The sequence below is a fragment of the Acinetobacter sp. LUNF3 genome, assembly GCF_022699605.1.
Taxonomy (GTDB): domain Bacteria; phylum Pseudomonadota; class Gammaproteobacteria; order Pseudomonadales; family Moraxellaceae; genus Acinetobacter; species Acinetobacter johnsonii.
Genome location: NZ_CP093968.1, coordinates 2,428,988 through 2,444,425 on the forward strand (window position 1 = coordinate 2,428,988; position 15,438 = coordinate 2,444,425).

The window sequence follows — 15,438 nt, forward strand, 5'->3', positions numbered from 1 at the left end:
CTATATTTTTTACACTCACAGACTTGAGGGACAACAATGCAACGTTATCCTATGACTCCCCAAGGCAAATTAGCCTTAGAGAAAGAATTACATCAATTAAAAAGTATTGAACGTCCACGTATTATTGCGGCAATTGCTGAAGCACGTGAGCACGGGGATTTAAAAGAAAATGCGGAATACCATGCTGCGCGTGAGCAACAAGGTTTCTGTGAAGGTCGTGTTCAAGACATCGAAGGTAAATTGGGTGCGGCTCAAGTTATCGATGTAAAAGAACTTGAACAGAATGGTCGCGTGGTTTTTGGGGTGACAGTCACTATCGAAAACTTAGATACCGAAGAACAAAAGACCTATATGATCGTGGGTGATGACGAAGCTGATTTTAAAATCAATAAAATTTCAGTGAACTCTCCTATCGCGCGTGGCCTTTTGGGCAAAAGCGAAGGCGACGAAGCAAAAATTCAAACCCCTCAGGGTGAAGTTGAATACGAAATTGTAAAAGTTGCATATATCTAAGTTTCTTTGATATTTACGGCTGTAGAAACCCCTCGATTGAGGGGTTTTTTGTTTTTGTATTTTCCTAAATACCTCTCCCTAGCCCTCTTCTTAAGCACGTGGGAAATTTCACTCCAAGAATGAGATAGATTTAAGGAATCCTTTTCCCCCTCTCTTTTTTAAAGCAAGACTTTTATTTGTTATAATTTATCACACTCTTCAACGCTGTCTTTTTATGTCTGAGCCCCTGATTAATTCGCCTGTCAAACACTGGTGTGAGTTTGAGTTCATCTCTAAAACGGTGAAGAATCCGAATATTCACATTAAAGGGAATTACTCTTACTATTCAGCGTATTGGGATCAAGGTTTTGAACGTTGTGTCGTGCGTTATTTGCATGATAAGCCCTCGACCATAGACAAACCAATTGATCAACTCTATATCGGCAACTTCGTCTGTTTTGGCGCAGAATGCGTGATTATGATGGGTGGTAACCAACTACATCGTACCGACTGGATTTCAGCTTTTCCTTTTGATACGCGTAGTTTTGTTCCCGCAGGTGATACCATCATTGGCGATGGTTGCTGGATTGGCTCTCGTGCCATGATTATGCAAGGTGTGGAGCTAGGTGAAGGCGCAGTGGTGGCAACGGGCGCTGTCGTGACCAAGGATGTTCCACCCTATACCGTTGTGGGTGGAGTACCTGCCAAGATTATTAAGTATCGCTTTCCCGAAGCAGATATAGAAAAACTGCTTGCACTGAAGCTCTATGACTTAGATGAAAAGCAGTTTTTAAAAATGCGTGAGCAGTTACAGACAGATGATATTAACTCTCTGCTTGAGTTTCTGAAATAAAACCAGATTCAATATAATTTTTCCAACTCGTGACAAGATCATCAGATTTACGCAATTTCGTCACGGAATAATCTGAATATAAATCTAAAAGAGCTCTTTCCTTCTCATCCATCTGTCCAGAAGTTGTGTAGTGTTTCATAAAATTTTCCAACTGATCAGCTAATTCCAGAATTCCCAAGCTAGTTAACTTATATTTTTGATTTAAATTATTTATTAAGTTTCTTGCTATATAACTTTCATTATCCCGTTGATGAGTATGATTAGTTATATATTCTAATAATCTCTTTAGAACTCTTCTAAAATACTGCACTGTAACTTGGAAATCCCTATCAAATATTATTGCTATTACAATCATATCCTTATTTAAATTATTTGTTCTTAATAGGGCATATTGATTGACTTTTCTAATAAGCTCTCGCGAATTGTAATTTTTATATAATTGCAATGCCAATACCCAAAAATAAAAAGTACTAAAATGCTCTTTATTTTCAATTTCACCTATTCTAAAAAGCTGCTCTTTTAAGAGCATTTCATAATTATTTATAGCATCCAACTGAGGAAATTTAATCGTGAAATCAATAAACTTTTCGAAGTAATCACCATTCGTTTCAATAGTATAGCCATATAAAGTGTGTACAGACTGTATAAGCTGAGTCTTATTCATCACCAAAACAAAAACAATTTTAGGAATATCAAAAAAGTGTTTAATACGCTCAATCAAACGAATTGCAAAATCAGGACGACAACGATCAAGTTCATCAATAATAAAAACTAGTGGTTTGTCTAACTTTTCAACTGTTTGAGCTAGATGTTTTTTGAATTCTTCTAAAGTTTTCTTTTCAGCTTCATGACCTGCAATTTTCTCTTGAATACTTTCTTTAATTCGATCACTCGTCTCATCTGATAATTTATCTATTTCATCCTGCGCATTTTCATAACCTTGCTGCAAGATTCCACCTAAAAATCCAGCTCCAACAAGATGAAGTCCAAGCGTTAATGCAATTTTCGGTAAAGATGGCAACAATGCTGTTCCTACAGATGCTGATAGATCTATTAGTTTTTTAACCTTACTTTTGGTCTTTTTGTCTTTACTTAAAGTATTTGTAATTTCTGAAGTCACAACTAAAAATGGATCATCTAAATAGTCATTTGCAAATGCATCTAGATAAATCACATTATGATTCTCATCTTCTAAATGTTTTTGCCAGTGTCGAACAAACCAAGTTTTGCCTTCACCCCAACGGGCATCTAAAGCGAGTACAGCCCCACACTGCAAACGATCAACATAATTCGTCAGTTGAATACCCAAACGCTTACGATCCCAAAGGTCACCTTCCCAAGCTGTTTCTATATTCTCTAAATTTGTCCGTTGCCAATTCAATTGATTCGTATCTGTCATCGTATTTATAAAGTTGTAAGCCATTCATAAATATAAGCTATTTTTTAGTCAAAGCCTATGTTTCTTAAACGCTACATTTACATTCAACTTTAGTGTTAAATTGATTATTATTCACACGCTTTTGTGATAATTTAGAAGTAAGAAATTAGCATTTCATATACAAATATCCATATGAATTTACTAGGTTTTATTCTTTAAAAAATACAGCTAATATCAAGGTATAAGCTGTATTTAACCCGTGATACATTAGAACAGAAATCTGCACGTATAATCAGTTGATAATAAGGAGAAACAACCATGGCATACCAAAACATTTTAGTCCCTGTAGACGGTTCAGAAACATCATATGCAGCAGTTGCGCAAGCGGCTGAACTTGCAAAAGCATTTGGCGGTAAAATTACAGTCGTTCAAGTACTTGCACTTGACCCTTACATTGCTGCCGAATACATTTCTGCAACTCAAACCAATGACTTAATTGAACGTGCGCGTACTTCAGTTTTGAAAACACTTGAGGAAGCAGCGGCTAAATTTAGCGATCTGGGCATTCCAGTTGAAGCAAAACTACTTGAAGGTCAGGTGGTGCACCGTGTAATTATCAAAGAAGCAGAAACATCTAAAGCAGACCTGATTGTCATTGGCTCTCATGGCCGCACAGGTTTAAAACGTTTATTCCTAGGTAGTGTTGCACAAAGTGTTTTAGGTGAAGCGCACATTCCTGTTTTAGTTGTTCGCCAGTAATACATCGAGTGCTCTACTTATACGGAGGTAGAGCATTTCTATTTTAAATATCCCACTGAAACTCTTTCATTTTCACTTTGTCCCCAATCACTAAAATACCTTCCGCCATAAGTAACTGTGCTTGAATGTTCTGTCCCTGATCATTCAGTTTACTTAGGCTAATTTTCCCTTGGGAGTTGATTACCCGATACCAAGGCAAACTACTGTCTGCATCCATATGTTTTAGCACATAGCCTACTAAACGTGCATGTTTGGGAATACCTGCTAAGCGTGCAATTTGTCCATAACTGGCTACCCGCCCATAAGGAATCTGGGCGATCACCTGAAAAATCATCGGTGCCAGTTCTTTGACTATCGATTCTGCCATTTCAAAGGTGTCCTGTTCTAATTACTCCATAATGACATCATTATCTGATTCAAATAAGCCCTCTCATCCATTCTAAAAAGCCCCAATACAGGGGCTTCTTGATTGAGCAAATCACTAAAAATTATCAGGACTTTCCAGCCGTTTCACTTCCTGAACTCGCTCAGGGTTATGCACCGCAGCAATGCCATCATCTGCTTTAACATCAATCAATGCTTCAGGTTGATAGACAATAATGGTTTCATAGCCCTGTGCATCTTCACCAATAATATACTTGAAACCTTTACGGTTCATTTTATTACACAGACGTTGATACCAGCCTTTAAAACCCGTCTTTTCTTCATTCGGGTTGTAATAAAACGCATTCATCACAGCAGGTAATCCTAGGCCACAGACCATGCCTGAAAGCAACACGGCGATAAAAGTATAACCAATCAAAATACTGCTATATTCACTTAACTCAGGCACGTTGGCTACCGCTAAGATCAGTGCTAAGGATATCCCTCCACGCACTCCACCCCATGACAAAATCGCTAAACTTCCGTTATAACTTTTCTTACGGAAAGAGGGAAAAAAGGCAAAAGATAAATAGTTCGCTGCAAAACGTGAAGCATGCAAAATAATAAAAGCGACGATGCCTCCAAAAATTAGACTAAAGCTGAGATCTAAAATAAACAGTTCCAAACCAATTAAGGTGAATAAGAACGAGTTAATAATCCCTTCAACCGTATGCCAAAAATGGTTCACTTCCCGTATTTCGCGCTCTTGTAAAATTTCTTTCCATTTGTTCCCTACAATCAAACCACCGATGACACAAGCAATCGGTGCTGAAGCATGGGCAAACAGTGCAACCAAGTACGAACCGCAGGCCAAGAGTGCTGTGGTCAAAATGAGAGACTCCATTTCGTGCTTACCACGCAGCAGTCGCAAGATCCCTAAGCCAAAGGCCCAACCAATAATGACTGCGACAAAAATTTCATAGAGTAAGGTTTGCAACACGCCCATGACGGTAAAGTTTTCACCCTGTAAGACGTTTAAGAGTGTCATAAACAAGGCAATACACATGGCATCATTAAACAGTGATTCACCTTCAAGCTTGACCATTAAATGATGCGGTGCACGTACCGAACTGAGCACGCCTTTGATCCCAATCGGGTCCGTTGCACCCAATGCAGCCCCCAGCAGCAAAAGCACCAATAAATCGACATGCTGCCCAATGATGAACTGATAACCGTAGAGCACCACCCCAAAGAACACGGCGCACAGTACCAGCGCAATACTGGCTAAAATACTGATTGGCTTCCAATAACTACGTAAATCTGAGACTTTGAACTTCAGTGCAGAAGAGGTCAAAATGAAGCAAATCACGCCATTGATTAAAAAGTCATAAAAGTCGATATGACGAACCGCTTCTTCAATATTATGAATATTGATGGTGATAAACTGATTACCACTCAGCAGGCTCGCGCCCCACTGTAAAATAAAGACAAAAATGGCGGAAACGATGGGTACGCCAATGGCTTGAGGAAAACCTAAAATACGTTTATTAAAAATAGTCGTTGCAATAGATAATGCAAAAATAACGGTAAAAACTTGTAGAAAAAAATAATTTCCCATTGAACTTCCAAATTGGGCGGTTGGGGAGATGGCGGCTTTCAGTGCTTATCTATGGAATAAAAATTCACTTCATACACATTGATGCTCGAAATATTTTAATCATTTTTCACATCAACGCCCGAAAAAAATAATTTTTTTAACATTTCTCCTGATGATGAATTAACATAGGGCATATGCATGTTTTTTATGCGTGAACTTTCCCTTTGGCCAAGTTTGATCTCCTATGCAATTCACTTTTAAAACCATCTTTCGGATGTTCTTCGCACTGATTATTTTCCTCACGACCTTTGCGTTGTTTCTAACCTGCTTTGCGAAAACCAAAGAAATTTTACAGGCTGAGCAAACTTTTGCCTCAGCCCAAAGTTTTAAAATGAACTCTCGTCCCGATCAAACACTGGTTCTACTTTCAAACAATAAAGCTCCCGATGATCATATTTATTTGCATGTGGCCAATCAGGGTTATATCGCCAAACTCAGCTGTGATCATTATTTAACTGACATTTGTGTAGATGACTACAACGAACAACATACCCGCCAAATTCAGTCAATTGAACTACTCAAAGCAGGTCAGTTTAACTATATTCAGCAAGTCAGTTATCTCGATACACGCACACAAGATGTTAAAACATTGCGTTATACGCCTGAACAAATTCAACAGTTTTACCGTGCGGATATGAGCAACTTAAAGTATGTGGTGTTTGGGGTGTTGTTATTTGCCTGTATTGCGTTATATGTGAGTGTCCGTATTGCTCGAAACTTTAAGCAGTTCTTAAACCGCTAGAATGAATTGCTTGAAATAAAAAAAGAGGCGATCAATCGCCTCTTTTTTTATGGCTTAAATGGCTTGGTTAAAGGTATCACAACTTTCAACTTGACCCGACTTAAAGCCCGTGCCAAACCAAGTCATACGCTGCTGACTGGTTCCATGGGTAAAGCTATCAGGCACCACTTGCCCTGTTGCCCGCTTTTGTAGGTAATCATCACCAATCTTATGTGCAGCATCCATCGCTTCTTCAACATCGCCTTGCTCTAAGAACTGAGTTCGTTGATTGTTATGATGCGCCCATACTCCTGCTAAACAGTCAGCCTGTAACTCTTGGCGTACCGATAAAGCATTGCCTTGCGCTTTTGAGCCCTGTGCACGAGCTTTTTGCACTTGTTCAGAAATCCCTAAAATGGTCTGAATATGATGTCCAACCTCATGTGCCACCACATAAGCCTGAGCAAAGTCACCCGCTTGATCTTGGCGCGCCAACTCCGTTTGGTTTTGCTCACCGCCAATACCCATTTGAGTCCGCATGTCTTTAAAGAAAGCGGTGTCGATATACACCTTCTGATCTGCTGGACAGTAAAACGGCCCCATTGCAGACTGAGCAGTACCACAACCCGAATTGATCACTCCTGAAAACATCACCAACTTGGGCGGAACATATTGTTGTCCCAATTGCTGTTGGAAAATTTGACTCCATGTGTCTTCAGTATCGGCCAGTACAGTACCGACAAAGTCCATCGCTTCCTGCTGATCAGGCGTTGGGTTATCCAAACCTTGAGTTTCTGCCGCTCCAGTTTGTGCGGTCACTTGTTTAGTGGCTTGGTAGGCTTGCTGCGGATCGACTCCTAGAAATTTCCATGCCACAAAGGCTACGATCAGCCCTAAAATACTGATGCCACCCGCCTTGACACCGCCACCACCGCGGCGATCCTCGACATTGCTACTGACACGACGTCCCTTCCAACGCATAGCACTCTTCCTTCTTCTAATTTATGCTGGCCCGATCCAGTTTATGCCTTTTTTGAACTCGGCCAAACTTTTTTAATCAAGCTCACAATAGCCAATACAATCAAACCAGCCACAAAACCAATCACTAAGTTAATCAGTGTTGGGGTTAATGCTCCCACAATGCTTCCCACAGTTGGAATATGTTCAGCATAATCCACTGAACCTTCAGTGAAATGATGCAATAAAGGCACGCCGTGGGAAATAATGCCACCACCCACTAAAAACATCGCGATAGTGCCCACGATGGTTAAGGTCTTCATCAGTTTTGGTGCAAAAGCCAATAAACCACGGCCAATAGTTTGCTTAAATGAAGAGGCTTGCTGAGTTAGATACAGTCCTAAATCATCAATTTTGACAATCATCGCCACAAAACCATACACACCGACGGTCATTAAAATGGCAATTACAGACAACACCATGACTTTGGTTGAAAAAGTTGCAGCAGCCACAGTCCCCAGTGAAATCACCACAATTTCTGCCGACAAAATAAAGTCGGTACGAATCGCCCCTTTAACTTTATCTTTTTCAAAAGTCGCCATATCGGTTTCAATCGCAGTTAATTCTTGGCTGGCTTCTTCTTCGGTTTTGGCTTTTTTGTGATGCAAACTGTGGAGGACTTTTTCTACCCCTTCATAGCATAGAAATAAACCACCAATCATTAACAGTGGCGTGATCAGCCATGGCGCAACTACACTAATCAACAGCGCCGCAGGGACTAAAATCAATTTATTAACAAAAGAGCCTTTTGCCACAGCCCAAACCACAGGCAGCTCACGGTCAGTACGAACCCCGCTGACCTGTTGAGCATTGAGTGCTAAATCATCGCCCAAAACACCCGCCGTTTTTTTTGCCGCCATTTTACTCATGACCGCAACGTCATCTAATATCGTGGCAATATCATCTAGTAATATTAATAAGCTACTCGCCATTTATTTTTATCCATCTTGAGAATTCTGACATTTTAATCTGTGATCTAAGCTTTTGAATATTTGTTTTTTGAAATTTAACTGATTTTATAATTTTTTCACTGCAGTTTTTTTAAGACTGACATTGAAAAAGATTATGCCGTACAATGTCTGCATTCTTTGAAAATAGCATGTCGCTACGACGACTTTGGAAATAGATAATGAGTAATCAAGACAACCGTCCTGTTATTTTGACAGGCGACCGTCCAACGGGACAACTTCATTTAGGGCACTTTGTCGGATCTTTACGTTCACGTGTGGGTTTGCAGGATTCACACCATCAGCATTTATTATTGGCCGATTCACAAGCCTTTACTGACAATGCAGATAACTTTGAAAAAGTTCGCCGCAATATTCTTGAAGTTGCCACAGATTACTTAGCAGTCGGGATCGACCCAACCAAAACCACCATTTGCGTGCAGTCGAGCTTACCCGCGCTGAATGAACTCACCATGTTGTATCTCAACTTTGTGACCGTGTCTCGTTTAGAACGTAACCCAACCATCAAGTCTGAAATTCAGATGCGTGGTTTCGAACGAGATATTCCAGCTGGTTTCTTATGCTACCCAGTTGCACAAGCAGCAGATATCACCGCATTTAAAGCAACGGTTGTGCCTGTGGGTGAAGACCAGATTCCAATGATCGAACAGACCAATGAAATCGTACGCCGCTTAAACCGTCAGATTGGTCAGGAATTACTGCCTGAATGTAAGGCTCTGCTTTCCAATATGAGCCGTTTACCTGGCTTTGATGGTAAAGCCAAAATGTCGAAATCTTTAGGCAATACCATTGTGTTGGACGCAACAGATAAAGACATTAAAAAAGCTGTTAATGCGATGTACACCGACCCGAACCACCTGCGTGTTGAAGACCCAGGTCAGGTTGAAGGTAATATCGTATTTACCTATTTAGATGCGTTTGATCCAAACAAAGAAGAAGTTGAAGAACTGAAAGCACATTACCGCCGTGGCGGTTTGGGCGATGGTACGGTGAAAAAACGTCTTGAAGGCGTATTAAAAGAGCTGATCACGCCAATTCGTGAACGCCGTATGGAACTTGCGAAAGATCCTGATTACATCATGGATATTTTGAAGACTGGTACAGACAAATGTCGTGATATCACTCAACAGACTCTAGATGAAGTTAAATCAGGTTTAGGAGTGTTTCATTTCTAATCCGAGCCTAAACTAACGCGCTTCTTTAAAGCCTTTCTCACTGAGAAAGGCTTTTTTAATCTCTAAATAGACAAAAATAAGCCACATGCATCTCAAAAACTGACATTTATTGTCGTTTGTTAACCTAAATTTACAGTATTTAACGTGAATACTCATGAAATAAGAACGCGTAGCCCTTATGATAAGTTCATAGCTTAGATTAACCCCTGAGATATAACATTTCTCCTTTTTACCGAAACTGTGTAACAACAGATTCGTGTTCTACGCAATGAATACCCCAATCATTGCGTATTTTTTTGTCTAAAATTTATTAAATCACAATTAAACTACTCTCTCTTTCCATGCCAACAAACTTAGACATTCTGTTTTTTGAATGCTATGCTAAAGCCCAATTTCAATACAATTCTGTTTAAAAATTTACACTTAACTGATAACAGTATAAAAATAGAGAACCTTTAGAATGTGGGAATTATTTACTCACCCATCCAATTTAATTTTTAGTATTTGCCTCAGCCTCATGTTTTTATTGGGACTACTCGAATTGATTTTATTGGTGTTAGGCGGCGGCTCACAAGGCCTACTTGACCAATTCCTACCTGATGACCTAGGCAGTACTAAAGACGTCGACATTGCACTAGATGCCGATCAAGGTTGGCTCAATGCCCTGCTGGATTGGTTGTTTATCGGCCGTGTCCCTCTCTTAGTTTGGCTGATTATCTTCCTCACCCTGTATAGCTTAAGCGGCTTTATTCTACAGTCCATTCTTCAAACTTGGACCGGAAGCTATTGGAGTGCATGGATCATGGCACCTCTTTGCCTCGTACTTTCGATGCCTATGATTCGTTACAGCGCCATGCTGATTGCTAAAATTTTGCCACAAGATGAAACCACAGCAATTTACAGTGAAGAGCTGATTGGACGAACAGCACTGATTATTTTAGGAGAGGCTAAAGTTAACTCACCGGCTCAAGCACGAGTTCAAGATCGGTTCGGACAAACGCATTATGTACTGGTTGAACCTGAAACAGACCTTCATTTTTCTCAAGGTCAAGAAGTCATTTTGACTCAAAAAACCAAGATTGGCTTTAAAGCCATTTCACTTTAATTCTTTCATTTTGTACTTATAACTTTAAATAAAATCGGGACCCTTATGCTCAGCAACAATTTCTATAACATTCTTATTCTTGCAGGGATTATCTTTGCAGCTCTGGTTATTATCGGCATTATTATTGCCCGTCTGTACCGTCGTTCCAGCAAAGAAATCTCTTTCGTACGTACAGGTTTTGGCGGCGAAAAAGTTATTTTAGGTGGCGGTGCAATTGTACTGCCTGTATTACATGAAATTATCCCTGTCAACATGAACACGCTACGTTTAGAGGTTCGCCGTGCTGATGATCAAGCGCTCATTACCCGTGACCGTATGCGCGTCGATGTCATGGCGGAGTTCTATGTCCGTGTGAAGCCACTAGCAGAATCAATTGCAGTGGCCGCGCAGACTTTGGGACAAAAAACCATGTCTCCAAATGAGTTGAAGAACCTTGTGGAAGGTAAATTTGTCGATTCCTTGCGTGCAGTCGCTGCTGAAATGGCGATGGAAGAGTTGCATGAAAAACGCGTGGATTTCGTGCAAAAAGTACAACAAGTGGTGTCCGAAGACTTACATAAAAATGGTCTAGAGCTTGAAACTGTGTCATTAACAGGTTTAGACCAAACAGGTTTTAAATACTTTAACCCTCAAAATGCATTCGATGCCGAAGGTTTAACCAAGCTGACTGAAACGATTGAAGACCGTCGTCGTAAACGTAATCATATCGAGCAAGACGCTGACCTTGCCATTAAGACCAAAAACTTAGAAGCAGAACAAGCACGTCTACAAATCATCCGCGAAGAAGAATACGCCAAACTACAGCAAGAGCGTGAAATTGCAATTCGCCGTGCAGAACAATTGGCTGAAATTGCCTCACAAGAAGCTGAGAAAAAACGTGAAGCAGAAGAAGCACGTATTGCAGCTGAGCGTGAAGTCGAGTTAAAGCGTATTGGTGCAGCACGTGATGTAGAAAGCCAAAATATTCAAAAATCACAAATTATTGAACAAGCACAGGTTGAACAAAAGAAAACCATCGAGTTGGCTGAACAGTCACGTGCCATTGCAATCGCTGAAAAGTCGCGTGAAGAGTCTGAAGCCAAAGCTTCTGCTGACCGTGCCCGTGCTGAAGCCGTTAAAGCTGAAGAAGAAGTGATTACCGTACGTGAAACCCAACGTGCTGAGCGTCAAAAAGCAGTTGAATTGGTTGCGGCGAAGCAAGCTGCAGAAAAAGATGCGATTGCGATTACGGTTGCAGCTGAAGCAGGCAAACAAGCTGCTGCCGATGATGCCGAAGCAGTTCGTATTGCAGCGGAAGCTCAAGCCGAACAAGCTCGCTTAAAAGCCAAAGGTGAAGCAGATGCCAAAATACTGTTGGCTCAAGCAATGGAAAAACAATACCAAGTCGACGCAGATGGTACACGTGCTGTCAATGAAGCCAACAACGTCTTATCTCCAGAGCAAGTCGAAATGCAAATTCGCCTAGCATTGTTAAAATACTTACCTGAGATCATTCGTGAAAGTGTTAAACCGATGGAAAACATTGATGACATCAAAATTCTACAGATTAATGGTTTAGGCAATGTCGGTTCAGCTACAACTGGAGGTGATGGTACGGAATCTTCACAAGTTGCTTTGTCTGATCAAGTGGTGAATAGTGCGCTACGCTATCGTACTCAAGCACCACTAATCGATAGCTTGATGAATGAACTGGGGATTCAAGGCGGCGACATCAATGGTTTAACCCAAAGCTTAAAACCGCAAAGCAAAGCTCAATAGTAGTTAGACTTACAATCAAAAAACGCGACGATCTGTCGCGTTTTTATCATCTGCTTTAATATTCAACTTTCTACAAAATACACATTTAAGCTTTTTAAACGATAAACCTAAAAATTCACGCAGCACAGTAAGCCTATCATCTATTATAAAAATTTAAGTTATCTTCGTTCTTAAGTCGATTCACTCGCCATCAGAGAATTCAAAGAAGTAATGTAAACATCCTAAACTCTACAATTGAGTAAAAATATTCTAAACAGTAACGGAAAAAACTTTTTAATGAATAAATAGAATTAAGCTATTTAGTGTAAACGTACCCAAAAGAAACGAATCAATTGCCCACGATCATAAGGAAAATTTGAAAGGTACTCATATCCCACTTTATTTCTTTTGTTGACTTTAATTTCGATACCATACCCGAATGAAATACTGAGTACATCCAAGTCTGAACTGTGAAACTCCCCTGTCCCTAATTTATGGCTCAAATTATCTGAGTTGTAGGCCGAGTAGTTAAATACACGAATATATTCATTCTTATAAAAATCATTATTGATCAAGGTATAATCGTTTTCTGCTTCATCATGTTGTGCAGCTAACTGCTGATAATAGTGGAAAATATCATCACTCAAAGACTCCGCCAAGTAGACATCTTCATTTTCAGCATAAGCGCTATTCATCGCTAGCCCGAACAAGAATAAGCAGTGGCAAAACAATAAATGAATAGGCTTTAACATCTGTAATATTATGTCTTCAAAAGAATTATTTTAATTATGAATATAGCATAGTCTCCTATATAAACAGTGTACACCAAATATTTATCGATACTCAGATTATTAGGTACAGAGCAAATCTTGCTCTAATTTAACCATTTTGTCTTTTGTCCAATATTGCTTTTTCAATGTGGCTAAATATAGTTTTCAGCTGAGATTAAACACTCTAACCCCCATATTATTTTTATACAGAGAAATGTATTAGGGCAAACCAATATGCTCTCCACAAAAAAACCGTATGTGCAATTAAGACATACGGCTTTTTCCTTTAAAATATAAAAGGCTTAAACAAGGCTTAAACTAAACCTTTGTCCTTTAAAAGTTGGAACATCGTTGAACCGAGTTCAGCTGGGCTACGCGTATAGGCCATCCCAGCCTTTTCAAATGCTGCAAACTTTTCTTCCGCAGTCCCTTTACCACCAGAAATAATCGCTCCCGCATGCCCCATACGCTTGCCTTTCGGTGCTGTTACACCGGCAATATAACCCACCACAGGTTTAGTCACATGTGATTGAATATATTCCGCTGCTTCTTCTTCAGCCGTACCACCAATCTCACCAATCATGATAATCGCTTCAGTTTGCGGATCTTCTTGGAACAGTTTCAAACAATCAATTTGGTTCATGCCAGGAATTGGATCACCACCAATACCAATACAGGTCGACTGTCCTAAGCCCAGTTTCGTCGTTTGAGCAACAGCCTCATAAGTCAACGTGCCTGAACGCGAGATAATACCAATTTTACCCGGTTGGTGAATATGACCAGGCATAATCCCAATCTTACATTCACCTGGGGTAATAATACCCGGACAGTTTGGACCAATCAGACGCGTACCATTGCCATTTGTTTCAAGATAACGCTTAGCTTTGAGCATGTCTAAAGTTGGCACACCTTCTGTGATGACCACAATCAGTCCAACACCTGAGTCCACTGCTTCAATAATTGAATCTAATACAAACGGAGCTGGTACATAAATCACAGTCGCATCTGCGCCTGTACCTGCGACTGCATCTTTCATGGTGTTAAATACAGGTAAATCTAGGTGGGTTGTGCCACCTTTACCAGGAGTTACCCCGCCAACGACTTTAGTTCCATAATCTAGTGCTTGTGCTGAGTGGAATGTGCCGTTTTTACCTGTAAAACCTTGTACCAATACTTTGGTGTCTTTATTAATTAATACGCTCATATTGATACTCCTTACGCTTTTACTGCAGCAACAATTTTTTCTGCGGCATCCGACAAGCCATTTGCAGAAATCAATTTCAAACCTGATTCATCAAGTAATTTGGCACCCAATTCAGCATTGTTCCCTTCTAAACGAACAACCACAGGTACGGTCACATTTACTTCTTGAACCGCTGCAATAATTGCTTCAGCAATCATGTCACAACGTACAATTCCACCGAAGATATTAATCAACACCCCTTGTACAGAGGTATCTGCCAGAATAATTTTAAACGCTTCAATCACACGGTCTTTGGTTGCACCACCGCCCACATCAAGGAAGTTAGCAGGTTGACCGCCATAGAGTTTAATAATATCCATGGTTGCCATTGCAAGGCCTGCACCATTAACCATACAGCCAATGTTGCCTTCAAGCGCGACGTAGTTAAGGTCAAATTCAGACGCTTTTAGCTCACGTTCATTTTCCTGTGACTTATCGCGCAGCGCAGCAATTTCAGGTAAACGATACAGCGCGTTTGAGTCAATCCCCACTTTGGCATCGACACATAGAATGTCACCATTTTCACGCACAGATAGTGGGTTAATCTCAAATAAAGCAAAGTCATTCTCGATGAATGCTTGATACGCAGCAGACATCACTTTCACAAATTGATTCACTTGACCATCTTTAAGGTTCAACTTAAATGCAACTTCACGTGCTTGAAATGGTAATAAGCCGACCAAGGGATCAACTTCAACTTTGATAATTTTTTCAGGGGTTTCTTCAGCAACCTTTTCAATTTCGACACCACCTTCGGTTGAAGCCATAAAGGTCACACGACGGCTTGAGCGGTCAACCACTGCACCTAAATACAGTTCACGCTCTACAGGATAAACATCTTCCGCGACAAGTACGCTATTTACAGGTTGGCCATGGCTATCGGTTTGATAGGTAACAAGGTTGGTCCCGATGATGCTTTTTGCATATTCAGCAGCTTCCGTTGCTGACTTTACAACTTTTACGCCACCCGCCTTACCACGACCACCTGCATGCACTTGGGCTTTCATGACAGCAAATTTTCCGCCTATTTGTTCAAAGGCTTTTACTGCTTCGTCTGGAGTGGTGGCAAGTACGCCCTCTTGAACAGGCATACCATATTTTTTTAATAGCGCTTTAGCTTGATATTCATGTAAATTCATCGACTAACCTTTTTATTACTGCTTATTTACTTTTTGTTGCACCGAAACTGTTTACTATCAC

General features: G+C 40.3%; 15 protein-coding genes. 7 read left to right on the forward strand and 8 right to left on the reverse strand.

The genetic code is table 11. From position 1 onward, the window contains the following. The first annotated feature begins 36 nt into the window (after positions 1-36). Together greA and MN200_RS11845 are read left to right on the forward strand one after the other, a co-directional pair. The gene (gene greA / locus MN200_RS11840; RefSeq protein ID WP_005400425.1) at positions 37-513 is read left to right on the forward strand and encodes a transcription elongation factor GreA; all 477 of its coding nucleotides are present in this window, start codon (positions 37-39) and stop codon (positions 511-513) included. A gap of 214 nt (positions 514-727) precedes the next feature. Next, the gene (locus MN200_RS11845) at positions 728-1,345 is read left to right on the forward strand and encodes a CatB-related O-acetyltransferase (RefSeq protein ID WP_058870066.1); all 618 of its coding nucleotides are present in this window, start codon (positions 728-730) and stop codon (positions 1,343-1,345) included. On the opposite strand, the gene MN200_RS11850 is transcribed toward MN200_RS11845, so the two are convergent. Beyond that, positions 1,317-2,744: a P-loop NTPase fold protein gene (locus MN200_RS11850; RefSeq protein ID WP_029575085.1), complete on the reverse strand. Its 1,428-nt coding sequence runs from the start codon at positions 2,742-2,744 to the stop codon at positions 1,317-1,319. The genes MN200_RS11845 and MN200_RS11850 overlap by 29 nt on opposite strands. A 297-nt stretch (positions 2,745-3,041) precedes the next feature. Here MN200_RS11850 and MN200_RS11855 point away from each other — a divergent pair, with 297 nt between their 5' ends. Beyond that, a complete protein-coding gene (locus tag MN200_RS11855; RefSeq protein ID WP_058870078.1) occupies positions 3,042-3,482 on the forward strand; it encodes a universal stress protein in 441 nt (146 codons plus the stop codon). Between the two features lie 43 nt (positions 3,483-3,525). Here the strand turns inward: MN200_RS11855 and MN200_RS11860 are convergent, their stop codons facing one another. Together MN200_RS11860 and MN200_RS11865 are read right to left on the reverse strand one after the other, a co-directional pair. Continuing rightward, complete coding sequence (locus MN200_RS11860; protein WP_058870079.1) at positions 3,526-3,849, reverse strand: MGMT family protein; 324 nt, start codon at positions 3,847-3,849, stop codon at positions 3,526-3,528. A 114-nt stretch (positions 3,850-3,963) separates the two neighbouring features. Continuing rightward, the gene (locus MN200_RS11865) at positions 3,964-5,463 is read right to left on the reverse strand and encodes a cation:proton antiporter (protein WP_004695584.1); all 1,500 of its coding nucleotides are present in this window, start codon (positions 5,461-5,463) and stop codon (positions 3,964-3,966) included. Between the two features lie 223 nt (positions 5,464-5,686). On the opposite strand from MN200_RS11865, the gene MN200_RS11870 reads away from it, so the two are divergent. Next, a complete protein-coding gene (locus MN200_RS11870; RefSeq protein WP_078425319.1) occupies positions 5,687-6,244 on the forward strand; it encodes a hypothetical protein in 558 nt (185 codons plus the stop codon). A gap of 54 nt (positions 6,245-6,298) precedes the next feature. Here the strand turns inward: MN200_RS11870 and MN200_RS11875 are convergent, their stop codons facing one another. Both MN200_RS11875 and MN200_RS11880 read right to left on the reverse strand, forming a co-directional pair. Continuing rightward, positions 6,299-7,204, reverse strand: a complete 906-nt coding sequence (locus tag MN200_RS11875) for a neutral zinc metallopeptidase (protein ID WP_004695581.1) — start codon at positions 7,202-7,204, stop codon at positions 6,299-6,301. Positions 7,205-7,245: 41 nt separating this feature from the next. After that, complete coding sequence (locus tag MN200_RS11880) at positions 7,246-8,172, reverse strand: DUF808 domain-containing protein (RefSeq protein WP_004695578.1); 927 nt, start codon at positions 8,170-8,172, stop codon at positions 7,246-7,248. A 197-nt stretch (positions 8,173-8,369) separates the two neighbouring features. On the opposite strand from MN200_RS11880, the gene trpS reads away from it, so the two are divergent. The 3 genes from trpS (at position 8,370) to MN200_RS11895 (ending at position 12,246) form a co-directional block, all read left to right on the forward strand. Beyond that, positions 8,370-9,383: a tryptophan--tRNA ligase gene (trpS, locus tag MN200_RS11885; RefSeq protein WP_242759446.1), complete on the forward strand. Its 1,014-nt coding sequence runs from the start codon at positions 8,370-8,372 to the stop codon at positions 9,381-9,383. Between the two features lie 460 nt (positions 9,384-9,843). Beyond that, positions 9,844-10,488 carry a YqiJ family protein gene (locus MN200_RS11890; RefSeq protein WP_242759448.1) on the forward strand — a complete coding sequence of 215 codons (645 nt, stop codon included), beginning with the start codon at positions 9,844-9,846 and terminating at the stop codon, positions 10,486-10,488. A 45-nt stretch (positions 10,489-10,533) separates the two neighbouring features. Beyond that, positions 10,534-12,246: a flotillin family protein gene (locus MN200_RS11895; protein ID WP_114392794.1), complete on the forward strand. Its 1,713-nt coding sequence runs from the start codon at positions 10,534-10,536 to the stop codon at positions 12,244-12,246. Between the two features lie 299 nt (positions 12,247-12,545). On the opposite strand, the gene MN200_RS11900 is transcribed toward MN200_RS11895, so the two are convergent. The 3 genes from MN200_RS11900 to sucC form a co-directional block, all read right to left on the reverse strand. Continuing rightward, positions 12,546-12,920, reverse strand: a complete 375-nt coding sequence (locus MN200_RS11900; protein ID WP_227509226.1) for a hypothetical protein — start codon at positions 12,918-12,920, stop codon at positions 12,546-12,548. A 388-nt stretch (positions 12,921-13,308) separates the two neighbouring features. Then, entirely contained in the window at positions 13,309-14,199 is an 891-nt protein-coding gene (gene sucD / locus MN200_RS11905) for a succinate--CoA ligase subunit alpha (RefSeq protein WP_004982733.1), read from the reverse strand. A gap of 11 nt (positions 14,200-14,210) precedes the next feature. Then, positions 14,211-15,377, reverse strand: coding sequence for an ADP-forming succinate--CoA ligase subunit beta (sucC, locus tag MN200_RS11910; protein WP_058870082.1), 1,167 nt, complete (start codon positions 15,375-15,377; stop codon positions 14,211-14,213). Between the last annotated feature and the right edge of the window lie 61 nt (positions 15,378-15,438).

Excerpts from the sequence above, each read along its gene's own strand:
- MN200_RS11870 (WP_078425319.1), top strand. The coding sequence starts at position 5,687 with ATGCAATTCACTTTTAAAACCATCTTTCGGATGTTCTTCGCACTGATT.
- MN200_RS11850 (WP_029575085.1), bottom strand. The coding sequence starts at position 2,744 with ATGACAGATACGAATCAATTGAATTGGCAACGGACAAATTTAGAGAAT.
- sucC (WP_058870082.1), bottom strand. The coding sequence starts at position 15,377 with ATGAATTTACATGAATATCAAGCTAAAGCGCTATTAAAAAAATATGGT.
- sucD (WP_004982733.1), bottom strand. The coding sequence starts at position 14,199 with ATGAGCGTATTAATTAATAAAGACACCAAAGTATTGGTACAAGGTTTT.
- trpS (WP_242759446.1), top strand. The coding sequence starts at position 8,370 with ATGAGTAATCAAGACAACCGTCCTGTTATTTTGACAGGCGACCGTCCA.
- MN200_RS11845 (WP_058870066.1), top strand. The coding sequence starts at position 728 with ATGTCTGAGCCCCTGATTAATTCGCCTGTCAAACACTGGTGTGAGTTT.
- MN200_RS11865 (WP_004695584.1), bottom strand. The coding sequence starts at position 5,463 with ATGGGAAATTATTTTTTTCTACAAGTTTTTACCGTTATTTTTGCATTA.
- MN200_RS11875 (WP_004695581.1), bottom strand. The coding sequence starts at position 7,204 with ATGCGTTGGAAGGGACGTCGTGTCAGTAGCAATGTCGAGGATCGCCGC.
- MN200_RS11900 (WP_227509226.1), bottom strand. The coding sequence starts at position 12,920 with ATGAATAGCGCTTATGCTGAAAATGAAGATGTCTACTTGGCGGAGTCT.
- MN200_RS11895 (WP_114392794.1), top strand. The coding sequence starts at position 10,534 with ATGCTCAGCAACAATTTCTATAACATTCTTATTCTTGCAGGGATTATC.
- MN200_RS11855 (WP_058870078.1), top strand. The coding sequence starts at position 3,042 with ATGGCATACCAAAACATTTTAGTCCCTGTAGACGGTTCAGAAACATCA.
- MN200_RS11890 (WP_242759448.1), top strand. The coding sequence starts at position 9,844 with ATGTGGGAATTATTTACTCACCCATCCAATTTAATTTTTAGTATTTGC.
- greA (WP_005400425.1), top strand. The coding sequence starts at position 37 with ATGCAACGTTATCCTATGACTCCCCAAGGCAAATTAGCCTTAGAGAAA.
- MN200_RS11860 (WP_058870079.1), bottom strand. The coding sequence starts at position 3,849 with ATGGCAGAATCGATAGTCAAAGAACTGGCACCGATGATTTTTCAGGTG.
- MN200_RS11880 (WP_004695578.1), bottom strand. The coding sequence starts at position 8,172 with ATGGCGAGTAGCTTATTAATATTACTAGATGATATTGCCACGATATTA.